Annotated in this window: 18 protein-coding genes; 6 read left to right on the top strand and 12 right to left on the bottom strand. The window is 67.0% G+C overall.

All coding sequences use genetic code 11. The features are described from left to right. Positions 1 to 251 precede the first annotated feature (251 nt). From EU800_RS21935 to EU800_RS21955, 5 genes are all read right to left on the bottom strand, one after another. Positions 252 to 761, bottom strand: a complete 510-nt coding sequence (locus tag EU800_RS21935; protein WP_129635655.1) for a CarD family transcriptional regulator — start codon at positions 759 to 761, stop codon at positions 252 to 254. Between the two features lie 304 nt (positions 762 to 1,065). Next, entirely contained in the window at positions 1,066 to 1,401 is a 336-nt protein-coding gene (gene fdxA / locus EU800_RS21940) for a ferredoxin FdxA (protein ID WP_129635656.1), read from the bottom strand. Positions 1,402 to 1,450: 49 nt separating this feature from the next. Continuing rightward, positions 1,451 to 1,849 (bottom strand): RNA-binding S4 domain-containing protein, encoded by a 399-nt coding sequence (locus EU800_RS21945; protein WP_129635657.1) that lies wholly within the window; start codon positions 1,847 to 1,849, stop codon positions 1,451 to 1,453. Between the two features lie 16 nt (positions 1,850 to 1,865). Beyond that, positions 1,866 to 4,976: a helicase-related protein gene (locus tag EU800_RS21950; RefSeq protein ID WP_129635658.1), complete on the bottom strand. Its 3,111-nt coding sequence runs from the start codon at positions 4,974 to 4,976 to the stop codon at positions 1,866 to 1,868. Between the two features lie 226 nt (positions 4,977 to 5,202). After that, the gene (locus tag EU800_RS21955; protein ID WP_242500672.1) at positions 5,203 to 5,685 is read right to left on the bottom strand and encodes a hypothetical protein; all 483 of its coding nucleotides are present in this window, start codon (positions 5,683 to 5,685) and stop codon (positions 5,203 to 5,205) included. A 168-nt stretch (positions 5,686 to 5,853) separates the two neighbouring features. On the opposite strand from EU800_RS21955, the gene EU800_RS21960 reads away from it, so the two are divergent. From EU800_RS21960 to EU800_RS21970, 3 genes are all read left to right on the top strand, one after another. Next, a complete protein-coding gene (locus EU800_RS21960; RefSeq protein WP_371685659.1) occupies positions 5,854 to 6,132 on the top strand; it encodes an SCP2 sterol-binding domain-containing protein in 279 nt (92 codons plus the stop codon). Between the two features lie 22 nt (positions 6,133 to 6,154). Next, on the top strand, positions 6,155 to 7,108 hold the full coding sequence (locus tag EU800_RS21965) for an alpha/beta fold hydrolase (RefSeq protein WP_129635660.1): 954 nt from the start codon (positions 6,155 to 6,157) through the stop codon (positions 7,106 to 7,108). Positions 7,109 to 7,298: 190 nt separating this feature from the next. Beyond that, a complete protein-coding gene (locus EU800_RS21970; RefSeq protein WP_129635661.1) occupies positions 7,299 to 8,513 on the top strand; it encodes an NADP-dependent isocitrate dehydrogenase in 1,215 nt (404 codons plus the stop codon). 92 nt (positions 8,514 to 8,605) lie between these two features. Here EU800_RS21970 and EU800_RS21975 read toward each other — a convergent pair whose 3' ends face one another. Beyond that, complete coding sequence (locus EU800_RS21975; RefSeq protein ID WP_129635662.1) at positions 8,606 to 9,979, bottom strand: FAD-binding oxidoreductase; 1,374 nt, start codon at positions 9,977 to 9,979, stop codon at positions 8,606 to 8,608. 87 nt (positions 9,980 to 10,066) lie between these two features. On the opposite strand from EU800_RS21975, the gene EU800_RS21980 reads away from it, so the two are divergent. Next, the gene (locus EU800_RS21980) at positions 10,067 to 11,755 is read left to right on the top strand and encodes a chloride channel protein (RefSeq protein WP_129635663.1); all 1,689 of its coding nucleotides are present in this window, start codon (positions 10,067 to 10,069) and stop codon (positions 11,753 to 11,755) included. A 263-nt stretch (positions 11,756 to 12,018) separates the two neighbouring features. Here the strand turns inward: EU800_RS21980 and prfB are convergent, their stop codons facing one another. The 4 genes from prfB to EU800_RS22000 all read right to left on the bottom strand — a co-directional run bounded on the left by prfB (position 12,019) and on the right by EU800_RS22000 (position 18,772). Next, positions 12,019 to 13,143, bottom strand: a complete 1,125-nt coding sequence (prfB, locus tag EU800_RS21985; protein ID WP_129635664.1) for a peptide chain release factor 2 — start codon at positions 13,141 to 13,143, stop codon at positions 12,019 to 12,021. 82 nt (positions 13,144 to 13,225) lie between these two features. Continuing rightward, positions 13,226 to 14,497, bottom strand: a complete 1,272-nt coding sequence (locus tag EU800_RS21990; RefSeq protein ID WP_129635665.1) for a threonine/serine exporter family protein — start codon at positions 14,495 to 14,497, stop codon at positions 13,226 to 13,228. Between the two features lie 117 nt (positions 14,498 to 14,614). Next, positions 14,615 to 16,165 (bottom strand): glycosyltransferase family 39 protein, encoded by a 1,551-nt coding sequence (locus EU800_RS21995; protein ID WP_165354793.1) that lies wholly within the window; start codon positions 16,163 to 16,165, stop codon positions 14,615 to 14,617. 90 nt (positions 16,166 to 16,255) lie between these two features. Beyond that, positions 16,256 to 18,772, bottom strand: coding sequence for a penicillin-binding protein 1A (locus EU800_RS22000; protein ID WP_129635667.1), 2,517 nt, complete (start codon positions 18,770 to 18,772; stop codon positions 16,256 to 16,258). Between the two features lie 215 nt (positions 18,773 to 18,987). On the opposite strand from EU800_RS22000, the gene EU800_RS22005 reads away from it, so the two are divergent. Continuing rightward, complete coding sequence (locus EU800_RS22005; RefSeq protein WP_129635668.1) at positions 18,988 to 19,602, top strand: class I SAM-dependent methyltransferase; 615 nt, start codon at positions 18,988 to 18,990, stop codon at positions 19,600 to 19,602. Here EU800_RS22005 and EU800_RS22010 read toward each other — a convergent pair. Both EU800_RS22010 and EU800_RS22015 read right to left on the bottom strand, forming a co-directional pair. Beyond that, positions 19,589 to 20,785, bottom strand: coding sequence for an N-acetylmuramoyl-L-alanine amidase (locus EU800_RS22010; protein WP_129635669.1), 1,197 nt, complete (start codon positions 20,783 to 20,785; stop codon positions 19,589 to 19,591). The genes EU800_RS22005 and EU800_RS22010 overlap by 14 nt on opposite strands. A 153-nt stretch (positions 20,786 to 20,938) precedes the next feature. Further along, positions 20,939 to 22,078, bottom strand: a complete 1,140-nt coding sequence (locus tag EU800_RS22015) for a pyridoxal phosphate-dependent aminotransferase (RefSeq protein WP_129635670.1) — start codon at positions 22,076 to 22,078, stop codon at positions 20,939 to 20,941. Between the two features lie 209 nt (positions 22,079 to 22,287). Here EU800_RS22015 and EU800_RS22020 point away from each other — a divergent pair, with 209 nt between their 5' ends. Then, on the top strand, positions 22,288 to 23,037 hold the full coding sequence (locus tag EU800_RS22020) for a DsbA family protein (protein WP_129635671.1): 750 nt from the start codon (positions 22,288 to 22,290) through the stop codon (positions 23,035 to 23,037). Positions 23,038 to 23,075: the final 38 nt, after the last annotated feature.

The raw sequence follows: 23,075 nt of genomic DNA on the forward strand, positions 1-23,075 counted from the left end.
CGCCGCTCGAACCTACGAACAGCTTTGGCAGGTCGTCGGACACGTCTGCAACCTCTTCACTGAAGAAGAATGCTACAACTTCTTCAAGGCCGCAGGCTATGAAACCGAATAGATTGGGATCGCTCTAGGACGCGGCTCATGCCCGCGGCATCGGCTTCTCGCGCCAATCGCACCTTCAAGTCTTCAGTTCCCATCTCATTGCATGAAAAAAGGGCCGCAAGGGCCCTCTTTCCGTTCGTCTCAGCACTGGATCAGGCGGCGCGGCTCACAAGCACGTCGTCGACCTGCTTCTGCGCATCGATCTCGCCCACGCCGGACACCGCGGCGATCTCGCGGGTCAGCCGCTCCAGAGCGGCTTCGTAAAGCTGACGCTCCGAGTAGCTCTGCTCACGCTGGTCGTCGGCGCGGTGCAGGTCTCGCACGACCTCCGCGATGGCGATCAAATCGCCGGAATTGATCTTCTGCTCATATTCCTGCGCGCGGCGCGACCACATCGCCCGCTTGACCTTAGCCTTGCCCTTGAGCGTGCCCATCGCCTTGGAAACCACGTCCGGAGAAGACAGCGAACGCATGCCCACCGAGGCCACCTTGTTGGTCGGCACGCGGAGCGTCATCTTGTCTTTCTCGAAGGAGATCACAAAGAGTTCCAGCGACAGCCCGGCGACTTCCTGCTCCTCGATGGAGATGATCTTGCCCACGCCATGCGCAGGATAGACGACATAGTCATTCGGCCGAAACTCGTGTTTTCTCGTCTTGCTCATATTATCCCCTCGGAAGGACACCCGTCAGAGCCAAAGAAAGCCTCGCCGGAAACGCCTGTTTCCAGTGAAGCTTGATATCAGGGCTCTCTATCTCCGCCACACAGCCGAGCAGCCCCGGACGGCAGGTGTCAGCAGTCAACATTCATCGTCAAATATATATAGCAGGTTTGCGGGCAATTTCAAAGCGCCGCGCCGCGGCATCCCGAGAGACCCCGAAAACCCGACGATTCCGCGCGGATATCCGCCGACCCGGCGCGATTCCGGTGCGCGCTGCACAGCGAAGCGGCGCGAATCATCTGCCGACTCAACCGCCCTCGCCGGGTTCCTCGGAGAAAAGATCCATCTTGCCCGGCTTGCCGTCCATCTCCTCGGCGCCGGGAAGCGGGTCCTTCTTGGTGACGATGACCGGCCAGAGCTCGGCATATTTGCGGTTGAACTCGACCCATTTTTCCATCTCGGGCTCGGTGTCGGGCCGGATCGCGTCGGCCGGGCATTCGGGCTCGCAGACGCCACAGTCGATGCACTCGTCAGGATGGATCACCAGCGTGTTCTCGCCTTCGTAGAAGCAATCCACGGGGCAGACCTCGACGCAGTCGGTGTATTTGCAGGCGATGCAGTTTTCCGTGACGACATAGGTCATGGGGACCTCCGGAGTGGCGTTTCGCTGTGACCTAGCCGAGCAGGACGGCCTAATCAAGCGGATCGGGGCGGGAATTGACGAGTCTGCGGCGTTCTTTTTTCGTCGGCCGTGGACCGCCACGGGCGAGCGGTCTCTGCCGCGGCTGCGCCTCGGGCGGCGAGAGATCCTCGTAGAGCGCCTGCGCCTCCGGTGCCGGGCCGCGGCGGGTGCCAAGCGCGAGGATCCGCACCACGCGGATCGTATCGGCCTGCGGGAAGGTGAGCACGTCGCCCGGAGCCACGCTGCGCGCGGGCTTCGAGATCTTCACCGAGTTGACCCGGACATGGCCTTCGGAGACCTGCCTGGCAGCGAGGCTTCGGGTCTTGAAGAAGCGCGCATGCCAGAGCCACTTGTCGACGCGGATGGAGGCGGCGGCGCCATCCTCGTCCGGCCAAACGGCCCCGGTCATGCGGCGCGCGCCCCGGTCACTTCTTCTCCGTGAGCCCCATCAGCGCGGCGGCGAAGGGGTTGTCGGGATCGATCGGCTTTTCCTTCTTCGGGGGACGGGCCTGGTAGACCTTGGGCGACTGCTTTCCGCCACCCTTGTGATCGGACCGGCCGCCCTTCTGGTCGCGCGGGCCACCCTTGCCTTCGGCGCGGCGCGGACCCTTGCCGCCCTTGCCGCGCGGCTTGCCGCCGTGGCGGTCTTCCCGACCACCCCGGTCACCGCGCTCGCCGCCGGCCGGCTGGCCGTCGCCCTGATGGTCGCGGTCGCGGCGCGGACGGCCACCGCCCTGCCGGCGCGGCGCCCAGGTGAAGGTGTAGAAGGTCTCGATCTCGGGTTCCGCGGCCTCCGGCGTCGTCTCAGACTCGCCGGTCCCGGCCGCTTCGGTGACACCCTCGTCGACGGCTGCCCCGTCCTCCGCAGGCGCAGGAGCCGCCTCTGCGAGAATTTCCTCAGCGGCATCCTTGTCCGCCACGTCCTCCACTGGCGCAGCCGCTTCGGGCACCGTGTCCTCGGGCGTCGCAGCAACAGACTCCGTCTCGGCGGCCGGAAGATCGGCGGGAGTGGCCTCGGCGGCCACGGACTCCGTCCCCTCTTCGGTCACGCCCTCGGCAACACCTTCCGACTCGGCCGGAGCCGCTTCGGGCACGTTGGCGTCCGCTTCGGTCGCGACGGCCGATTCCTCCTTCGGAGCGGCCTCCGGCTGGGCCGGCGCCTTGACCTTCGGCCGTTCACCCTTCTCCGCGCGGTAGCCAAGCCCCTGCAGCAGGTCCGCGAACTGTTCCAGCGTCATGCCGGTGATCGAGAGCATGTCGGCCTTGGCCTCGAAGCCGGCCCGGCTGTCCTCTCCGCGCAGTTGGTCGGCGAGACGTTCCAGCATGTCGATCCGGATCGCTCGGGTGCCGGCAATGCGGTAGCCCGACATCGCGGCATGCTCCTGCGGCGTGCCCTCGGGAACCGGCACGGTGACGAGGCCCGGCGGCGGCGCCTCCGGGAAATGGTCGAGGTCGTTCCAGAGCGACCAGAGAACGAGGCGCAGCCGGGTCGGAGCGGGCTTCAGCAGGAGCGGCATGAAGACCGTGTATTGCCCGAAGCGCACCCCATGCTTGCGGAGATGGCCCCGCGCGTCCTGGTCGAGCGCCTTGACATCGGCGGCAACCCCGTCGCGCGGCAGGATGCCGAAACTCTCCAGCATCTGGAAGGCAAAGCCGCGCGCGAGCCCGGTCAGGCTCTCATCGCGGCTCATCGCCAGGAGCGGCTCAAACAGCGTCGCCACCTTGCGGTCGATGAAATGCTGAAGACGGCGCGTCACCTTTTCGAGCACGTCATGGCCGGCATCCTCCTCGACGAAGGCCTTGACCGTCGGCTTGAAGGCATCACCGCCCTTGACGAGCTTGCCCACGGCATGCTCGCCCCACATGAGGCCGCCCTGCTCTGTGAAGTCGATCTCGGTGTCGGGGGCGTTGTAGAAACGGTCCGCGCGCAGGTGGAATTCCGGCCTGAGCGCCGTCATCGCCGCCTGGTGCAGCATCTTCGCCTCTTCCGGCGTCTGCGACGCGTCCTGCGAGAAGCGGAACCCTTCCAGCCGGCCCACGAACTGGTCCGCCACCCTCACCTCGCCCTTGTCGTTCACCTCGGCCACAAGGCTCTCCTTCTGCTTCAACCGGCGCAGCAGCACACTCGTGCGCCGGTCAACAAATCGCTGCGTCAGCGCCCCGTGGAGGGCATCCGACAGGCGGTCTTCTACCGCGCGGGTCTCGCCACGCCAATGCATTTCGTCATCGAGCCAGCCAGAACGCTGGGCGACATAGGTCCATGTGCGGATATATGCCAATCGCTTGGACAACGCGTCGATGTCCCCGTCGCTCCGGTCGATGCGCTTGACCTGGCGGGCCATCCAGTCATCCGGCACCCGGCCGACTTCCTGCAGGAAGCCGAAGATGCGCCCGAGAAGGCTCGCGTGCTCGGCATGGGAGATGCCGCGGAAGTCGGGGATTCGGCAGACATCCCAGAGCAATCGGACGGCCCGCGGGTTGCGGACGCGGGCCATGACCTCGGCGTCGGCGGCCAATGACTTGAGCGCCATCAGGTCATCGGCCTCTCGGGTCCGGGTCAACAACTCGTCATCGGTGCGGGCCTCGAGCGCGGCGACGAGGCGCGTAACGGTACCGAAGTCGAGGTCGCTGTTGCGCCATTGCAGCTTGCGGATCGGGGCGAAACGGTGATTGGTGATCGCCTCTGCGAGGTCATCGTCGAGCGGCGGCGCCTCGCCAGTCACGCCAAAGCTGCCATGGGTCTTGTAGCGTCCGGCGCGGCCGGCGATCTGGCCGAGCTCGCCGGCGGTGAGATCGCGCATCCGCCGGCCATCGAACTTGCGCAGCCCCGAGAGCGCGACATGGGTGATGTCGAGATTGAGCCCCATCCCGATGGCGTCGGTGGCCACCAGGTAGTCAACCTCGCCGGACTGGTAGAGTTCGACCTGGGCGTTGCGGGTGCGCGGGGAGAGTGCCCCCATCACCACCGCCGCGCCGCCTTTCTGCCGGCGCAGCAGCTCGGCCATGGCATAAACGTTCTCGACCGAGAACCCGACGATGGCCGAGCGCGGCGTCATGCGCGAGATCTTGCGCGATCCCGAGTAGGTCAGTTCCGAGAAACGTTCGCGGCGCAGGAACTGCGCCTTGGGAACCAGTGCCGCGATGGCGCCGCGCATCGTGTCGGCGCCGAGGAACATCGTCTCGTGCAGCCCGCGGGCGTTCAGAAGCCGGTCGGTGAAGACATGGCCGCGCTCGGGATCGGCGCAGAGCTGGATCTCGTCCACGGCGAGGAAATCCGCGCCGATCTCCGTCGGCATCGCCTCGACGGTGCAGACCCAGTATTGCGCCCGCTCCGGCACGATCCGCTCCTCGCCGGTGACCAGCGCGACGACCGAGGGGCCGCGTTGGGCGACGATCCGGTCGTAGACCTCGCGCGCCAGAAGGCGCAGCGGCAGGCCGAAGACGCCGGTGCGATGCGCCAGCATGCGCTCGATGGCGTAATGCGTCTTGCCGGTATTGGTAGGGCCCAGCACCGCAACAACGGTGGAATCGCGCATGAGTCTCGGGGCCTTCGTTGGATGGGTTACAGGGGCGGAGGCGACAGGCGCAGGCTCAGGCGGCGATCCGGCCGGCCTTTCCTGAGTGGGCGCCCTTTGCGAAAGAAACGGCGCACCGTCCCGGGGTCGGGCGCGGCCCTGTGCATCTGTCTCCGCGGATCCTGATCGTCGGGCGGGTTGACCGGAATTGCCTGTCTCGCATCGTCACTCCCCGCGCCGGGCCGGGCTACAGACGCTGGCCCTCGACGCTTTTCTCAAGCCGCTCTATCGCTTCCTGTACCTCGGGGCGGTGCGGATGTATAGCCTCGACCTCCCGCCAGGCCGCGAGCGCCTCGGTCTCATGGCCCAGTTCCTCGAAGATGATCGCCAGCCCTGAGAGCGCCCCGAAATGCCTCGGGTTGAGCAGAAGGGTATGCCGGATGTCCTCGAGCGCCAGCCCCAGCTCGTCCATCCGGAAGAAGACCGTCGCCCGCGCGTTCCAGCCTTCGGCGAAATCGGACGCATGATCGGTCAGCGCGGTGAGATGCTCCACCGCCGCCGCGAGGTCCCCCGATTCGAGCGCCGCCGTTCCGCGGCGCAACAGAAGGTCCATGGCAGGAGATCCCGACTTGGACCATTCTTGCAGGATGCTATCCTCGATCTGGCGCCATCCGGGCTGGTCCGGCCGCGCCAGCTCTCCCAGGAGCCGATCGACCTCGGCATTGTCCATTCCCTGCGCCAAAACGGGCAGGCCAAATGCCGCCGCGGCAAGACATGCCGCAAGGAACCGGTTGAGAGATGCTGCTTTGCTACCCATAACGGAACCGAGTGTAACGCCACCGCGGCAGAATCCAAGCAGCACGCGGTCACAAGCAGCGGAGGTAATCGCGTGAGCGAGATGATCAACAAGGCCGTCGCGGCCCTGAACGAGCGCCTGTCGGGGGAATTGTCCGGCACCGCCAAGTTCGTCCTGTCCGGCGAGGGCACCATCATGCTCGACTCGAGCGGCGTGCGGGCGGGCGACGAGACGGCCGACGTGGTGCTGACCGCCGAGCCGTCGGTCTTCCAGGCGATCCTCGAGGGCGAGACCAACCCAACGGCCGCCTTCATGACCGGCCAGCTCAGCGTCGACGGCGACATGGGGCTCGCCATGCAACTCGCCAACGTGCTTTCCTGACAGAGCGACGGGAAAGAAACGGATGGAGCGGGCGCCCTTCTTCGACGACATCGCTGACGCGCCTAAGGGCGCCTCGGCGCATTGGGCGGCGGCCGATGACGGGGTGCGGCTCCGCCTCGCGCTGCTTGCCCCGCCGCCCGCGACGCCGCGCGGCACCATCCTGCTGTTCCCGGGACGCACCGAATATGTCGAGAAATATGGGCCTGCGGCAGGCGAGTTCCACGCCCGCGGCTATGCCTGCCTCTCCATCGACTGGCGCGGCCAGGGGCTCGCCGACCGGCTTATCGAGCACCGCCCCGACATGGGCCATGTCGCCCGATTCGCCGATTTTCAGCGCGACGTCGCCGCAATGGTCGCCCGGGCCACCGCGCTCGATCTGCCGCGGCCCTGGTTCCTGCTCGCCCATTCCATGGGTGGCGGCATTGGCCTCAGGGCACTACACGAAGGGCTGCCGGTCGACGCGGCCGTCTTCACCGGGCCGATGTGGGGCATCGTCGTACCGGCCGCGGCCCGCCCGCTTGCCCGCCACTTTGCCGGGCTCATTCGCGCCATCGGACTCGGTCAGCGTTTCATGCCTTCCACAGGGCCGGTCACCTACGTGCTCGACGCGCCGTTCGAGGACAACACGCTGACCACCGATCCTGGTGTCTACGAATGGATGCGCCGCCAGCTCCACGCCCATCCGGAACTCGCCATCGGGGGCCCGTCGGTGACGTGGTTCCACGAGGCGCTCACCGAGCTCGCCCGCCTGCGCGCCCTTCCGGCGCCCGCCCTCCCCTGCCTGACCTGGGTCGGCGCAAACGAGCGCATTGTCGAGATCACGGCGATCCGGGAGGTAATGTCCGGCTGGCGTGGGGGGAGGCTCACCGAAGTGCCCGGTGCCGAGCACGAATTGATGATGGAGCGGCCGGCGACCCGGCGGGCCTTCTTCGACACGACAGCTGATTTCCTCGACACGGTCCGGGGTGCGGCCTGACCGACCGGTTGCCGAAAACGCCGACCTTACAGCCATATTTGCCTGCGGATCGGGCATTTCGATCCGCCCGGAAGAAGCGATCTGGAAAAACCGCGGCAAATTTGGTATACATTCGCATACTGTCTTTCCGCGGTGCAATCTCTGCGCTATGACGCGGTCCAAAGCCCATGCAGAATCGCAGGAGAGACGCATGACACGGATCAAAGTGGACAACCCCATCGTCGAGATGGACGGCGACGAGATGACCCGGATCATCTGGGATTTCATCAAGCAGAAGCTCATCCTGCCCTATCTCGACATCGACCTCCTCTACTACGATCTCGGCATCGAGGAGCGCGACCGCACTGACGACCAGGTCACTATCGATGCTGCCGAGAAGACGAAGGAAGTGGGCTGCGCCGTCAAATGCGCCACGATCACGCCGGATGAGGCGCGGGTCGAGGAGTTCGGGCTGAAGAAGATGTGGCGCTCTCCCAACGGGACGATCCGCAACATCCTCGGCGGCGTGGTGTTCCGCCAACCGATCATCTGCCGCAACGTGCCCCGCCTCGTGCCGGGCTGGACCCGGCCCATCGTGATCGGCCGGCACGCCTTCGGCGACCAGTACAAGGCGACCGATTTCAGGTTTCCCGGCAGCGGCCGGCTGACCATGAAATTCGTCGGCGACGATGGCACCGAGATCGAGCGGGAGGTTTACCAGGCGCCCTCCTCCGGCGTGTTCATGGGCATGTACAACCTCGACGAGTCGATCCGCGATTTCGCGCGCGCCTCCTTCAACTATGGTCTGCACATGGGCTGGCCGGTCTATCTTTCGACCAAGAACACCATCCTGAAGCAATATGACGGCCGTTTCCTCGAGCTCTTCCAGGAGATCTTCGATGCGGAATTTGCCGAGAAATTCGCCGAGAAGAAGATCTGGTACGAGCACCGCCTGATCGACGACATGGTGGCCTGCGCGATGAAATGGAACGGCGGTTTCGTGTGGGCCTGCAAGAACTACGATGGCGACGTGCAGTCCGACACCGTGGCGCAGGGCTTCGGCTCGCTCGGCCTGATGGCCTCTCAGCTGATGACGCCAGACGGCAAGATCGTGGAGGCGGAGGCCGCGCACGGCACCGTGACGCGCCACTACCGCCAGCACCAGAAGGGCGAACAGACCTCGACGAACTCGACCGCCTCGATCTTTGCCTGGACCGGCGGTTTGAAGCACCGCGCCAAGCTCGACGAGAACATCGCGCTGATGAGCTTTGCCACGACGCTGGAAGATGTCGTGATCAAGACCATCGAGAGCGGCCAGATGACCAAGGACCTTGCGCTTCTCGTCGGCCCGGACCAGGGCTGGCAGACCACGACGGGCTTCCTCGAGAAGATCGACGAGAACCTCAACCGGGCGCTCTCGGGCTGACGCATTGCTGCGGGCTCTGCGCGCATTTCGCGGCCTGTCGAAATCACGACGACAACCGTCGCTCCCATCGTCGGGCCGGGCGATGCCCGGCCTCAGCCCCGCGGCACCAGCTTGCCGGGGTTGAGGATCCCCTTCGGATCGACCGCCCGCTTGATGTCGCCCATCAGCGCCCAGCCGGCGCCATGCTCCTCTTCCATGTAGTCGAGCTTGCCGGCGCCAACGCCATGCTCGCCCGTCACCGTACCGCCGAGCCTGAGCGCCCGCTCGACCATCCGGTGCGACAGCGCCTTGGCCGCCGCGAGTTCCTCCGGCGCGTCATCATGGATGAGCAGGATCGCGTGGAAATTGCCGTCGCCCATATGGCCGAGGATGGGCCCCGGGATCGGGCTCGCGGCGATATCGGCGCGGGTCTCTTCGACCGCCTCTGCGAGCCGCGAGATCGGCACGCAGAGATCGGTGACAACCGCCCGGGCCCCCTTCCGGCTCGCCAGGATCGCCCAGTAGGCAGTGTGCCGCATCTCCCAGAGCGCGCGCCGGTCCTCCGGCCTGGTCGACCAGCGGAACCCCTCGCCGCCCATCTCAGACACCAGCTCGCCGAAGCGCTGCGATTCCTCCGCGACGCCCTGCTCCGAGCCGTGGAACTCGACCAGCAGGTGCGGCTTCTCCGGAAACTCCCCGCGCGAATAGGCATTCACCGCCGCCGCCGTCTCGGCATCGACGAACTCGATCCGCGCCACCTTGATCCCGGACTGGATCGTCGCGATCACGCAATCCACCGCCGCCCCGATCTCGCCAAAGGCACAGACCGCAGCCGCGATCGCCTCCGGTTGCCCGTGCAGCCGCAATGTCAGCTCGGTGATCACCCCCAGCGTGCCCTCCGAGCCCACAAAGAGCCGCGTGAGATCGTAGCCCGAGGCGGATTTCCGCGCCCGCGTGCCGGTGCGGATCACGCGGCCATCGCCGAGCACGACCTCGAGCCCCAGCACGTTGTCGGCCATCGTGCCGTAGCGCACCGTCGTCGTGCCGCTGGCGCGCGTCGCGGCCATTCCGCCGAGCGAGGCATTGGCGCCGGGGTCGACGGGAAAGAACAGGCCGGTGGTGCGCAGGTCGCGGTTGAGTTCCTCGCGGGTGAGCCCGGGCTGCACCACCGCGTCCATGTCCTCGGGGTGAACTTCGAGCAGCCGGTTCATCCGCGCGAGATCGAGCGAAAGCCCTCCCTCGAGTGCCAGCGCATGGCCCTCGAGCGAGGTTCCCGTGCCCCAGGGCACCACCGGGCAGCCATGTTCGGCGCAGATCGCGAGGATCTGCGCCACCTCCGCGGTCGTCTCCGGCCAGGCCACCGCATCCGGTGGAGTCAGGGGGAAATAGCTCTCCGACTGCCCGTGCGCGGCCAGATCCGGCTTGGAGCGCGACAGCCGATCGCCTAGGACAGGAGATAGAGCTTCGAGTGCCGTGGTGATCGTCATCCGCCCCTCCAAGCGCCGAACCGACAGGCACCCTAGGGCAGGCGGGCCCCCGGGGGAAGCCTTTCCGCGCCCGCGGAAAGGGTCGGCGTGCCGAATCGGACTCGGGACCTCCTGCGGCGGCAATGGCACGAGAGCCGCGACGCGCTACAGAGCGGCTGGCAACTCCTGCTGCGGCGCGGCCCGAGCCAGGTGCAGTTCTGGTTCATCGCGCTGGCGGTCGGGATCGTGTCGGGCACCGCCGCAGTGGGCTTCCGGAACGGCATCGTCTGGTTGCAGGCCTGGGCCTATGGCGCCGAGGACGTGCGCAACATCCACAGCTTCGCGGCCACCCTTCCCTGGTGGCTGCTGCTCGCCCTGCCGATCTGCGGCGGCCTCGCGGTTGGCGTCATCCTCGGCCGGTTTACGCCGGACGGACGGGTCCGCTCCGTGGCCGACGTGATCGAGGGTGCCGCGCTCGGACGCGGACGCGTCGAGATCCGTGCCGGCCTCGCCTCCGCCGCCGCCTCAATGATCACTCTCTCCACCGGCGGCTCGACCGGCCGCGAGGGACCAGTGGTCCACCTGGCCGGAATCGTCTCGACCTGGGTTTCGAACCGGATCAATGCCAGCGGCATCACCGGGCGCGACCTTTTGGGCTGTGCGGTGGCTGCCGCCGTCTCCGCCTCCTTCAACGCGCCGATCGCCGGAGCGCTCTTTGCCCTCGAAGTCGTGCTGCGCCATTTCGCTGTCCACGCCTTCGCGCCCATTGCAATCGCCTCGGTCGCGGGCACCGTGGTCAGCCGGCTCGAATTCGGCAACGTGACGGAATTCTCCCTAACGCCTGCAACCTCGCTCTCCTTCTATGTCGAACTGCCGGCCTTCCTGCTGCTCGGCCTCTTGTGCGGCATCGTCGCCGTGCTGCTGATGCGGGCGATCTTCTTTGCCGACGACGTCGCCTCCCACCTGCAGCAGAGCTGGCGCATCCCACGCATGCTGCGCCCCGCGCTCGCCGGGGCGCTGCTCGGGCTCATTGCCATCGGATTTCCCCATATCATCGGCGTCGGCTACGAGACCACGGCCCGCGCGCTCCGGGCCGAGATCGCGCTCCACGAGGCGGTGGTCTTTGCGGTCCTCAAGGTCGTCGCCCTCGCCGTCACGATGGCCGGCCGCATGGGCGGCGGGGTGTTCTCGCCCTCGCTGATGGTTGGGGCGCTGACCGGGCTCGCCTTCGGCTACGTCGCGACCGGTCTCGTGCCGCAATATTCCAGCACGGGCGAGCTCTACGCGCTCGCCGGCATGGGGGCGGTGGCCGCCGCGGTGCTCGGGGCGCCGATCTCGACCACGATGATCGTCTTCGAGCTCACCGGCGACTGGCAGACCGGGCTCGCCGTCATGGTGGCGGTCTCGCTCTCCACCGCGCTGGCGAGCCGGTTGGTCGACCGCTCCTTCTTCCTGACCCAGCTCGAGCACCGCGGCATCCACCTCGCGGCGGGACCGCAGGCCTACCTGCTCTCGATCTATTCCGCCGCCGTCATCATGCGCTCCAAGGACAGCCCGCGCGCGGCGCCCGAGACGGCCTGCCGGGCATTGATGGAACAGGGCATCTTGATCACGCCGGACACGACGCTGGACGTGGCCCTTCCGATGTTCGACACGACCGGCCAGCCCTTCCTGCCGGTCGCGGCGCCATCGCCGGATGGCGGGGCGCCGGATCTGATGGGGGCCCTCTTCCAGGTCGACGCGCTCAAGGCCTACAATCGGGCGCTGGCGGAAACGGCGGCGGAGGAGCATTCGTAGGGAAACATATTCGCGAAAGTTCAGCATACGGCGGTCCGCGCGGCCAATGAAGCGTAACACCACTGGCACGGAATCAAGGCGAAGCCGCCGTGTCAGCGCCGGCCCGCCCCGACGGGCTGGCGCTTTGCCACCCGCGCGCAACGCGCTGATCTCATTCGGACTTGGCCAGGATCAAGCGCCCGGGTCCGCCATTGTGACTCCACCCCACGGGCCGGCGCTGGCGCGGCTCACACCTCAGAGTCCGGACCGGAGCCGTCCCGACTCTAGTCCTCCGCCTGCGCCTCGCTGCGGCTCTTGCCGGCCACGTCCATCGCCAGCGTCGCCGCCATGAAACTGTCCAGGTCGCCATCCAGAACACCCGAGGTGTCGGAGGTCTCGTGGTTGGTCCGGAGATCTTTCACCATCTGGTAGGGCTGGAGCACGTAGGAACGGATCTGGTTGCCCCATCCGGCCGATCCCTTGGCAGCATGGGCCTCGTTGATCGCCTCGTTCCGCCTGTCGAGCTCCATCTGGTAGAGCCGGGACTTCAGCGCCTTCATCGCGATATCGCGGTTCTGGTGCTGCGACTTTTCCGAGGAGGTCACGACGATCCCGGTCGGCATGTGGGTGATCCGCACCGCCGAGTCGGTGGTGTTGACGTGCTGGCCGCCGGCACCAGAGGAACGGTAGGTGTCGATGCGAATATCGGCCGGGTTGACCTCGATCTCGATATTGTCGTCGACCACCGGGTAGACCCAGACCGAGGCAAAGGAGGTCTCGCGCGTCCCCTTGCCGAAAGGCGAGATGCGCACGAGGCGATGCACCCCGCTCTCCGATTTCAGCCAGCCATAGGCGTTGTGGCCGGAGATCTTGTAGGCAACCGACTTGATCCCAGCCTCCGTCCCCGGCTCCTCCGATTGAAGCTCGACCTTGAAGCCGCGTTTCTCCGCCCAGCGGACATACATCCGCTGCAGCATCTGCGCCCAGTCGCAGGCCTCGGTGCCGCCCGCGCCGGCATTGATCTCGAGAAAGGTGTCGTTGGCATCGGCCTCGCCGTCCAGAAGCGCCTCGAGCTCCTTCTCCGCGGCCCTTTCGGCCAGAACCTTCAGCGCCGCCTCGGCCTCGGAGACGACCTCGGCATCCCCTTCCGCCTCGCCCAGTTCGATCAGCTCGACATTGTCCTCGAGCTCCTGCGCCAGGCCGTTATAGGTGTCGAGGGAATCGACGAGCATCTGGCGTTCGCGCATCAGCTTCTGCGCCGCGGCCGGATCGTCCCAGAGGTTCGGATCCTCGACGCGCGCGTTGAATTCCTCGAGCCGGTGATCCGCCGTCTCAAGCCCCATCCGCTGGCCCAGGAGGGCCAGGGACTTGCGGATCGCATCGACGAGGTTCTGAGTTTCGGCGCGCATGTCGTTCTCCCGGATCAGTGCTGCGTCTTACCGCGCCGCCGCAGCAGCGGCAAGCGACCGCGGGGCACCCCGGCGCGTCCGGTCAGGGAAACTCGGAATGCGATACCAGCGAGCGGACCATGGTGAGCGCAGCACCGATCGCGCCGATGGTGAAGACCACGCGCAGCCCGGCGCTTACCGCCACCTGCAGACTCGCCGCCGGATCGACGGGGTTCTGCGCCGTCAGCTCCATCAGGCCGATGATCCAGCTCGTGGCAGCGCCGCCCGGGATCATCGGGATGCAGCCGGCAATGGCCAGCACGCTGCGCGGCCGGCGAACCTCGAGGGGCGCGAAACGCAGCGCCTCCGCCGCCAGCGCGACCACAGCCGCCGCCGCAAAGGAAGCGACCTCGAGGCTCCATCCGGCCTCCAGCCCGAGGGTGCGCAGGCTCAGCGCAAGCGCGCCGGCAGCCGCCGACCAGGCAAGCCGGGACGGTCCGAAATTGAACAACACCCCGAAGCCAGCCGCGGCGATGGCGCCGAACGCCCCCTGATGCGCGACGCCGTGATGCAGGTGCAACAGGTAACCGGCACCGCCATGCATCAGCGCTTGTGCCGCCGCGAGCCCGAGGGTGATGAACATCAACAGCATCGCGACGGTCACGAAACGGGCACTGCCCATCGTCGGATAACCCTCCATGATGTCGGTCTGGGCGTTCATTGCCGGAACGCCCGGCACCAGCAACAGCACCGAGGCTGTCATCGCCATCGGCACCATCGCGCTACCCGCAGCGATCGCGGACGTCCCGGCCAGCAGCGCGGCGACGAAGGCGACGATGGCCGTCATCACGAAGGCATTCACGCCGCGCCGTGTCATCGACATACGGAGCCACTGACCGATCGTGCTGGCCGCCATGATCGGCAGCATCGCCGCCCAGTCCACCCCGAGCAACCGGCCGAAGGCGGCGCAGGCAACCCCCGCCGCCAGCGCAATCAGGACGCGCGGATGATGCGGCACCTTCTCGCGGAGCGCTTTCATCCGGCCCCGCACCTCCTCCACGCCGAGCCCGCCCTTCCCGACCTCCTGGCAGAGCGCGCGCAACTCGTGATTGAACCGCATGTTCACGCCCAGCGGCCCGACGCCGACCATGCGGGTGATGGTGTTCTCGCCATGCGTGACGGTCAGCGCGATCGAGGCATAGCCGATCCGGCTGTGGACCCGTTCGGCACCGAGCCCGCCGGCAATCTTGGCCATCCCGGCGGCAACGACCGAGGTCTTGGCACCGGTCTCGCTCAGCAGCCGCCCGACATCGAGCGCCGCCATGGCGATCTGCTCGAGATGCCTGTGTCGTTTCACGACGGGATCATCGGTCATCGGATCCGGATCCTTCCTGTACGCAGCGCCGGCGGCGGCCAGTGCCTGTGTGTCATGTCGGAGCCCGCGTCGCGCGGCGGAATTACATCTCGCCGGCAGTCGGGCGCCGATACCGGGTCAATCGCCGGTCGCTGTCCCCGCCGCGGGACGCACCGATTCCGCCGTCCAATAGGTGTATGGCGGCCTCGTGTCGATCACCTGGAAGCCCGTGACATGGGGCTCGACGGTCGGAATATATTCGGTCGGGCAGATCCCGCGCATCGGCCCGGAGATTGCGCCGCTTCCCACCAGGGCGGCGAAGCCGTCCGGTCCGTCGGGCCGGAAATACGGCCGGTTGGCCGAGCCGTAATAGGAGACCGCGCCGGGCGGGATGCGCGTTTTCGGGTCCCAATTGCAATAGACGATCTGCTCGGATGGTTTCTGCTCCTCGGAGAGCCGGGTCAGCATGTCGACCTGGAGCTGCCGGATTCCCCTCGGGAACAGCCTGAGGTCCGCGGGAGATCGCACAGGCCCACCGATTGCCAGGGCCAGCAGCAGGATGAGCGCGGTCAGAGTCCGCGGCCGCACCGGCAGGGTGACGAGGACAGCCGCCAGTGCCACCGCCAGGGTCGAGCCGATATAGAGCGTGTAGCGCATGGATATCCCGCCCTCGGCGAAGCCAACCGCCGCCAGATAGGTCAGGACCATCAGCGGCAGGGCCAGCAGGTCGAACCGCCTGAGCCACCATGGCAGGATCGCCAGTGCAAGCACGGCTGGAAGGCGCAGCAGCGCCTCGCTGCCCATCAGGTGGTCGAAGACGGCCGAGAGGCTGCGCTTGGCAGAGACATCGGCACCGGGCGCGAAGCGGTCGATCATCTGTTCGCCGAAGCCCACCTTGAGAACGACGAAACCGTGCTGCGCGACCTGGAAGATATACCAGGACGACCAGAGACCGACAGCGACAAGCATCGAGGTGAGGAAATGCCGGTTGCCGAGGAAACTGCGGAACCCGGTTCCGTGCCAGCGCGCCGTCAGTCCGGTAAAGAGCAGGAAGAGCGCCACGAAGATGAAGGCGATCGGCGCCTTCTGAAGCGCGCCGAGGCCGATTGCCAGCCCGACGACATACCACCACCACGGGCGACGCAGGGCGAGGATGGTCGCCGCCAGGGCCATCGTCACGAAGAACATCGCGCCGGTGTCGAGCAGCGCCTGTGAGGCACTGATCCAGAAGCGCCGCGAGGTCGAGAGAAAGAGGACCGCAACCGGCACCGCCCAGAGGTTCCCCGGCAGGATGGCCGCCGCAAGCAGCGCCGTCGCGCCGAGGCAACCGAGCGCGAAGATCATCGAGGGCGCGCGCAGGCCCGCGGGGAGGTCCATGCCCTGGTCGAGCAGGAGACCTCCGAACCAGTAATGCAGCGGCGGCTTGCGGAAGTTCAGCTCGTTATGGGTATAGACATTGAGCCAGTCCCCCGCCCGGGCGAACCCGGTTGTACGGTCGAGCGTGTAGAACTCGTCGTAGAGATCGAGCGCGCCGAGGCCGATCATCCGCGCCTGAAAGGTCCAGACCCAGAGGATCAGGACGATGGTGATGAAGATCGGCAGATATCTCGACGGAGTTTCGAAGAATCCGAGCGAAACCTTCCTGTCCCTCTGCGGCGAGGTCTCATGCCGGGTGTCGGACGAAGTCATCGGGCTCGGCTCATGCGTTTGAAGTCCTCGTCCGCCTAGGCCAGAATCGGGCATTCCACAAGAACCCGCTCGTTCCCATGGGAATGCCGGTCAGTAAAGACCACCGGAACTCAGCGAGCCGAAACTCGCCTTCGGCGCGATCTGGACCTTCCGCCCGGTCGAGGTGGTGACGGTGCGGGAATCCTCCTCGTCGCCCTCGCCACGCAGGAACATCGGCACGTTGGCCCCCATCACGAAGCCGCCATCGATAATGCCGGCGAGCCCGAAGAGCGGATCCTCGCCTTCGCGGAAATACTCCGCGACGACATTCTCGCCGGTGGCGCTGTCGGGCAGACGCGCGCCGGAATAGCGGTCGATCTTGACGAAATAGCCGCCCGGCGGCACTTCGAACGGCCCGCCGCCGTATTTCGCGATCGCCTCGCGCATGAAGCGGGTGAAGACCGGCCCGCAGGTGCCGCCGCCCGAGGCGCCACCCAGCGAGCGCGGCTGGTCGTAGCCGATATAGCAGCCGGCGGCGATGTTGGAGGTGAAGCCGATGAACCAGACATCCTTGGAATCGTTGGTCGTGCCGGTCTTGCCGGCTACCGGCACGCCGAGATTGGCCGCCCCCACCGTGCGCGCCGCGGTGCCGCGTTCGACAACGCCCTGCATCATGGACGTAAGCTGATAAGCGGTGACCGCGTTGATCGCCTGCTGCCGGTCAGAAACGATCCGCGGCGTGATGCCGGGCTGGAGCGAGGCCAGTTCGCAATCCGGGCAGAGTCGCGTGTCCTGCTTGTAGATCGTGGCGCCCCAGCGGTCCTGCACCCGGTCGACGAGCGTCGGCTCGATCCGCTCACCGCCATTGGCGAACATCGAATAGGCCGCGACCATCTTGTAGAGCGTCGTTTCCTGGCTCCCGAGCGCGTTGGCGAGGTAGCGGCCAAGGTGATCGTAGACACCGAAATCCTCGGCATAGCGGGCGACCGTGTCCATGCTGATCTCCTGCGCCAGCCGGATGGTCATCAGGTTCCGCGACCGCTCGATTCCGGTGCGGAGCGGCGCCGGCCCGTAATACTTGTTCGAGGCGTTCTTTGGCCGCCAGACGCCCTGCGGCGTGTCGATCTCGATCGGCGCGTCGATGACGATCGTCGCCGGCGTATAGCCCGAATCGAGCGCCGCAGCATAGACGAAGGGCTTGAAGGAGGAGCCGGGCTGGCGCGTGGCCTGGGTGGCGCGGTTGAGTTCGGAGGCCTGGTAGGAGAACCCGCCCTGCATCGCCAGCACCCGACCGGTGTGGACGTCCATCGCCACGAACGCACCCTGCACCTGCGGAAGCTGTCGCAGCGACCAGTGGAGGAATTCGCCGTCCTTGGTCATCTGGCGGACATGGACCACGTCGCCGGGCTCGAAATTGTCGAAGAAATCGCCCTGAAGCCACTTGATGTCCTCGCGCGGGACCTGGACGGTGCCTTCGACCCCTTCGGCCCCGAGCGTCAGCGTGTTCTCGGCGACCTCGAGCACAACCGCCGGCCGCCAGAGGTCGTCGAGATCGACATCGCGGGCGACGTCGGTCTCCGCCAGCGCGGCGCGCCATTCGGTCTCGTCGGAGAGCACCTCGACGGGAAGCGCCTTGCCAGTGCCACGCCAGCGACCGATGCCACGGTCATAGTCTTCCAGCGCCCGGCGCAGCGAGTCGGCCGCGGCGACCTGAAGCTCCGGATCGACGGTGGCGCGGATCGTCAACCCGCCACCGAAGAACTCGTCCTGGCCGAACTCGCCCGAGAGCTGGCGGCGGATCTCGTCGGTGAAATAGTCACGCGGCGGCAGGGAGTCGCGGAAGGAAGGGTAGTCGCCGTTCTGCACCGTCAGGAGCGGCAGGGTGCGCTCCTGCTCGTAGGTATCCCGGTCGATATAGCCGTTTTCATACATCTCCCGCAGAACGTAGTCGCGGCGACTGAGGGCCTTCTCCTTGTCCCGCACCGGGTGCAGGTGCGACGGCGCCTGCGGCAGGGCGGCGAGATAGGCGACCTCGTGCGGCTGAAGCTCCACGAGGTTCTTGTTGAAATAGGTCTGCGCGGCGGCGGCGACGCCATAGGAGTTCTGCCCGAGAAAGATCTCGTTCAGATACAGTTCGAGGATCTCTTCCTTGTCGAGCGCCTGCTCCACGCGGGCGGCGAGGATGATCTCCTTGATCTTGCGCTCCACCGACCGGTCCGATGACAGCAGGAAGTTCTTCATCACCTGCTGGGTGATCGTCGAGGCGCCGCGGAGCCGCCCGCCCTGAGCCGCATCCAACGCCGCCTTGGCGATGCCGGCGACGTCATAACCCTTGTGGATGTAGAAGTTCTTGTCCTCTGCCGAGATGAAGGCCTGCTTGACGAGATCCGGGATATCCTCCGCCGGCACGAACAGCCGGCGCTCGACGGCGAACTCGTCGATGATCTGCCCCTCGCCCGAATAAACCCGGCTGATCGTCTTGGGCGTATAGCTCGCAAGTTCCTCGTGGTCGGGGAGGTCGCTGGAATACATCCAGATGACGCCGCCGGCCAGCAGCGCGACGAACAGCATACCGGTGACGATCAGGGTGAAGATGCCTCCGAAGAAGGAGAAGAGGGCGCGGAGCATTCGGAGTCCTGTGCTTGGTTGGCGCGGTTATACGCAACGGTCGCGGCGCGGTCAAAAGCAACCGGCGGCCGGTTGCCGGCCCGGACCGGATGCGACGATCACTTTGCCGTTCCTCGACGCGGTGTTGTTTCTGTTGGACGCACCCCGCGCCGGGATCCTTGGAATGTGCTGCAAGTGGTCTGGATATCGCGTCGGTTTCGCGGTTGGATGGTGCCATGGCAGACCACCCTTCCGGCCCCGACGACATCCTGCCAACCTATGACCGGGTCGGCCCGACATGGGCACAAGGCCGCGCGAAGTCGCTCTTCGAACGCAACTGGCTCGACCGTTTCCGCACCTCGGCCCCCGGCCCGCGCATCCTCGACCTCGGCTGCGGCACCGGCGATCCGATCGCGCTCTACCTGGCCGGGTGCGGATGTGTCGTGACCGGGGTGGACGGCGCGGCTTCACTCTGCGCGCTCTTTGCCGCCGCCCTGCCCGGCGCCACGGTCCACCACGCGGACATGCGCGGCCTCTCGCTCGGCACGCGTTTCGACGGCATCCTCGCCTGGGACAGCTTCTTCCACCTTGCCCCTGCCGACCAGCGGGCGATGTTCGCCACTTTTGCCGCTCATGCCGCCCCGGGTGCGGCGCTGATGTTCACCTCCGGCCCTGCGGCGAGCGAGGTCTGGGGCCATGTTGCCGGCGCGCCGGTCTACCACGCGAGCCTCGCCCCGGAGGAATATCGCGCGCTCCTCCTGGCGAATGGCTTCGAGGTTCTGGCGCATGTCGCCGAAGATCCGGAATGTGATTTCCATACGATCTGGCTGGCGCGGGCTACTTCCGCCTGAGCTTTTCGCGCGCCCTGTCCTCCGCATCCCACCGTCCGAGGGCATCGACGATGGCTGCCTGCGCCCGCCCTCGCCATTCCGGGTCCTGCAGCTTCTCGAGTTCCTGCGGGCTCGACATGAAGCCGAGTTCGATCAGCACCGAGGGAATGTCGGGCGCCTTGAGGACCGAGAAGGCGGCCTGCTCGTGTGGCCGCTTGTGCAGCCGGACCCCCGCCGTGCGGAAGCTCTCCAGCAGCGCCGCGGCCAGCGCCTCGGTGCGTGGGGCGGTCTCGGTCCGGGCGATCGACATCAGTACGCGGGCGACCTCGTCTCCCTGTCCGGAAAGGTCGACGCCGGCAAGCAAGTCGGCCCGGTCGTGACGTTCGGCGAGCATGGCCGAGGCCGCCGAGGACGCCTCCTCGGCCAGGGTGTAGATCTGCGCCCCCCGCGCGATGCCTTCGCTTACCGCGTCCGCGTGCAGCGAGAGGATCACCTCGCCGCCGGCCTGCCGGGCGATGTCGATGCGGGATTCCAGCGAGACGAAGGTATCTCCGGTCCGGGTCAGCGCCACCTCGAAGCCGCCCGCGCGCAGCAGCGCCTCGCGCAGTTCCAGTGCAAACTGGAGCACGAGGTCGGCCTCGTAGACGTCGTCACGGACGGCGCCGGGGTCGATGCCGCCATGACCGGGGTCGATCACAACCGTGAGCCGCCCGTCATCGGGCTGGATCGGCGCGGGCGACGGGGCCGGCGACGGTTCTGGACCGGCGCGGACGGCGAAACTCGTCGGATCGGTCTCGCGCAGGGTGACCACGATCCGCGCGCTGCCGTCATCCGCGCCGGTCTCCATGCCGGCTGCCTCGACCGCATAGGGTCCGGCGAGATCCACTACCATGCGCGACCACCCCGCCTGGATGGCACCGTGGCGCACAGCAAGCACCGCGGGGCTCGTGCCGAGATCGCCGCTTTGGAGGGCGCTGAAATCCACCTCGCGGAAATCGAGCACGAGGCGCGGCGGCTGGTCCAGCGTCGTCACCTTGTAGGGAACCGGCTGGCTGAGGCCGAGGGTGAGGTCGAAGCCGCCGGACCGGTCGGTGATTGCGGAGCGCTCGGGATCAAGCCGGGCGACGGCAAAGAGCCCCTGCCCGACGGCGACAAGCGGAAGGCAGAACACTGCCGTGATCAGCAATGCGAGGAAGCGTTTCATGAGTCTGCTCGGGTTGGGCCCCTGATTGCGGCGGACCATAGGCAATCCGCCGCGGCAAGGCAAACGGCGGTTGGGGGCGGTCGCTGCGGGGCACTCCGACAGGACCGATAACCGGACCGCTCCACCGGAACGCCCGCCGGGCGCCCGCGCCGCCTATCGCCGGTTCATGAAGATCCGCAGCCGCTCCAGCCCTTCGGCGATATCCGCCGTTGCGGCGGCATAGGAAAACCGCAGCATCCCCTGCCCGCGCCGCGGATCGAAATCGAGCCCTGGCGTCACCGCGACCCCGGCCTCGGCAAGGATCTCGCGGCTGAAGGCGAGGCTGTCGGCGCTGTGCGCGGAGACATCGGCATAGACGTAGAAGGCGCCGTCGGGCGGCGCGATGCGATCAAAGCCGGCCCGTGGCAATACATCGAGCATCAGCCGGCGGTTCTCGGTGTAGACGGCGAGGTTCGATTGCAGCTCGGCCTCGCAATCCAGCGCCGCCAGCGCCGCCACCTGGCTGGCATGCGGCGGGCAGATGAACATGTTCTGCGCCAGCCGCTCGTAGCGGCGCACCTCCGGTTCCGGCACCACCATCCAGCCCACCCGCCAGCCGGTCATGGAGAAATACTTGGAAAAGGAATTGATCACGCAGACGTCGTCGCTGATCTCCAGCGCACTGACTGCCCGGCCCTCGTACTGGATGCCGTGATAGATTTCGTCGGAGACGAAGGCAGCGCCGGTCTCTGCCGCACGCCCGATCAGCGCCGCGAGGGCGTCGCGCGACAGCATCGTGCCCGAGGGATTGGCCGGCGAGGCGACGATGAGGCCGGCGAGATCCGCCGGCAGGTCCGCCGGTACCGGTTGCATGCGGTTCTCCAGCGTGGTCGGGATGCCCACCGGCTCGAGGCTCAGCGCCTTCAGGATCTGCCGATAGGACGGATAGCCCGGTTCGCCGAGCCCGACGCGGTCGCCCGCCTCGAAAAGCGCCGTGAAGGCCAGGAGGAAGGCGCCGGAAGAGCCCGGCGTGACGATCACGCGGTCGGGGTTGAGATCGAGCCCGTACCAGTCGCGGTAGAGCTGCGCGATGCGCGCCCGGAGCGCCGGCAGGCCGAGCGCGACCGTGTAACCGAGCGCGTCGGACTCCAGAGCGCGCGCCAGTGCCGCCCGCGCACCGGACGGCGCCGGCGTGCCGGGCTGGCCGATCTCCATGTGGATGATGTGGCGCCCCGCCGCTTCCGCCTGCCGCGCCGCCTCCATCACGTCCATCACGATAAAGGGATCGACCTCACTGCGTCTTGATGCGCGCATCGCATTCTCCTTAGAGTTCCGCCCTGACGGCATATCTCAACCGCGGCAGGGGCAGTCAATGACGGCAGGACGGACTATCGGGCGCAGCCCCTTCGCCGCCTGCCGCCGATCCTGCGCCACCACGCCGGCGCGCTTGCAGGACATGCCCTTTCATGCCAAACGCGCTCCGGGGCGGCCGCCCCGACCAAAGAGAAAAGGAAGACACGCCGATGAAAGCCCTCTCCCTCGCCGCGGTGTTTGCCGCCGGCCTCGCCCTGCCGGCCGCCGCGCTCGACCTCTCCAGCCTCACGGATGACGAGAGGGCGGCGTTTCGCGACGAGGTCCGCGCCTACCTTCTCGAGAAACCCGAGGTGTTGATGGAGGCCATCGCGGTGCTCGAGAGCCGCCAGGAGCAGGCGCAGGTCGCCAATGACGCGACGCTCATCGCCGCCAACGCGGCCGATCTCTTCGAGAGCGAGGCGGACTGGGTGGGCGGTAACCCCGAAGGCGACGTGACCATCGTCGAGTTCGTCGACTACCGCTGCACCTATTGCCGCAAGGCCTATCCGGAGGTGAACGAGCTGATCGAGAGCGACGGCAACATCCGGCTGGTGCTCAAGGAATTCCCGATCCTTGGCGAACAGTCCGTCGCTTCTTCGCGCATGGCCCTCGCGACGAAGCTGGCGCTTGGCGACGACGCCTACGAAAAGGTTCACGATGCGCTCATCACCTTTCGCGGCGAGGTGAACCCGCTCTCGGTGAAGGCGCTGGCCTCCGATCTCGATCTCGATGCCGAGGCGATCCTGGCGAAGATGGACGCGCCGGAAATCGACGCGATCCTGGCGCAGAACCATGCGCTGGCCCAGCGGATGCAGATCTCCGGCACCCCGACCTTCGTCGTCGGCGAGCAGATGCTGCGGGGCTACCTGCCGCTCGCGGGCATGAGGAACGTGGTCGCAGAAGAGCGCGACGGGGGCTGAACCGGCCGAAAAACCCGCGCGCGGCAGCCGAGGTACCC

This window comes from Tropicimonas sp. IMCC6043 (genome assembly GCF_004146235.1).
In the GTDB taxonomy this organism is placed as follows: Bacteria; Pseudomonadota; Alphaproteobacteria; order Rhodobacterales; family Rhodobacteraceae; genus Tropicimonas.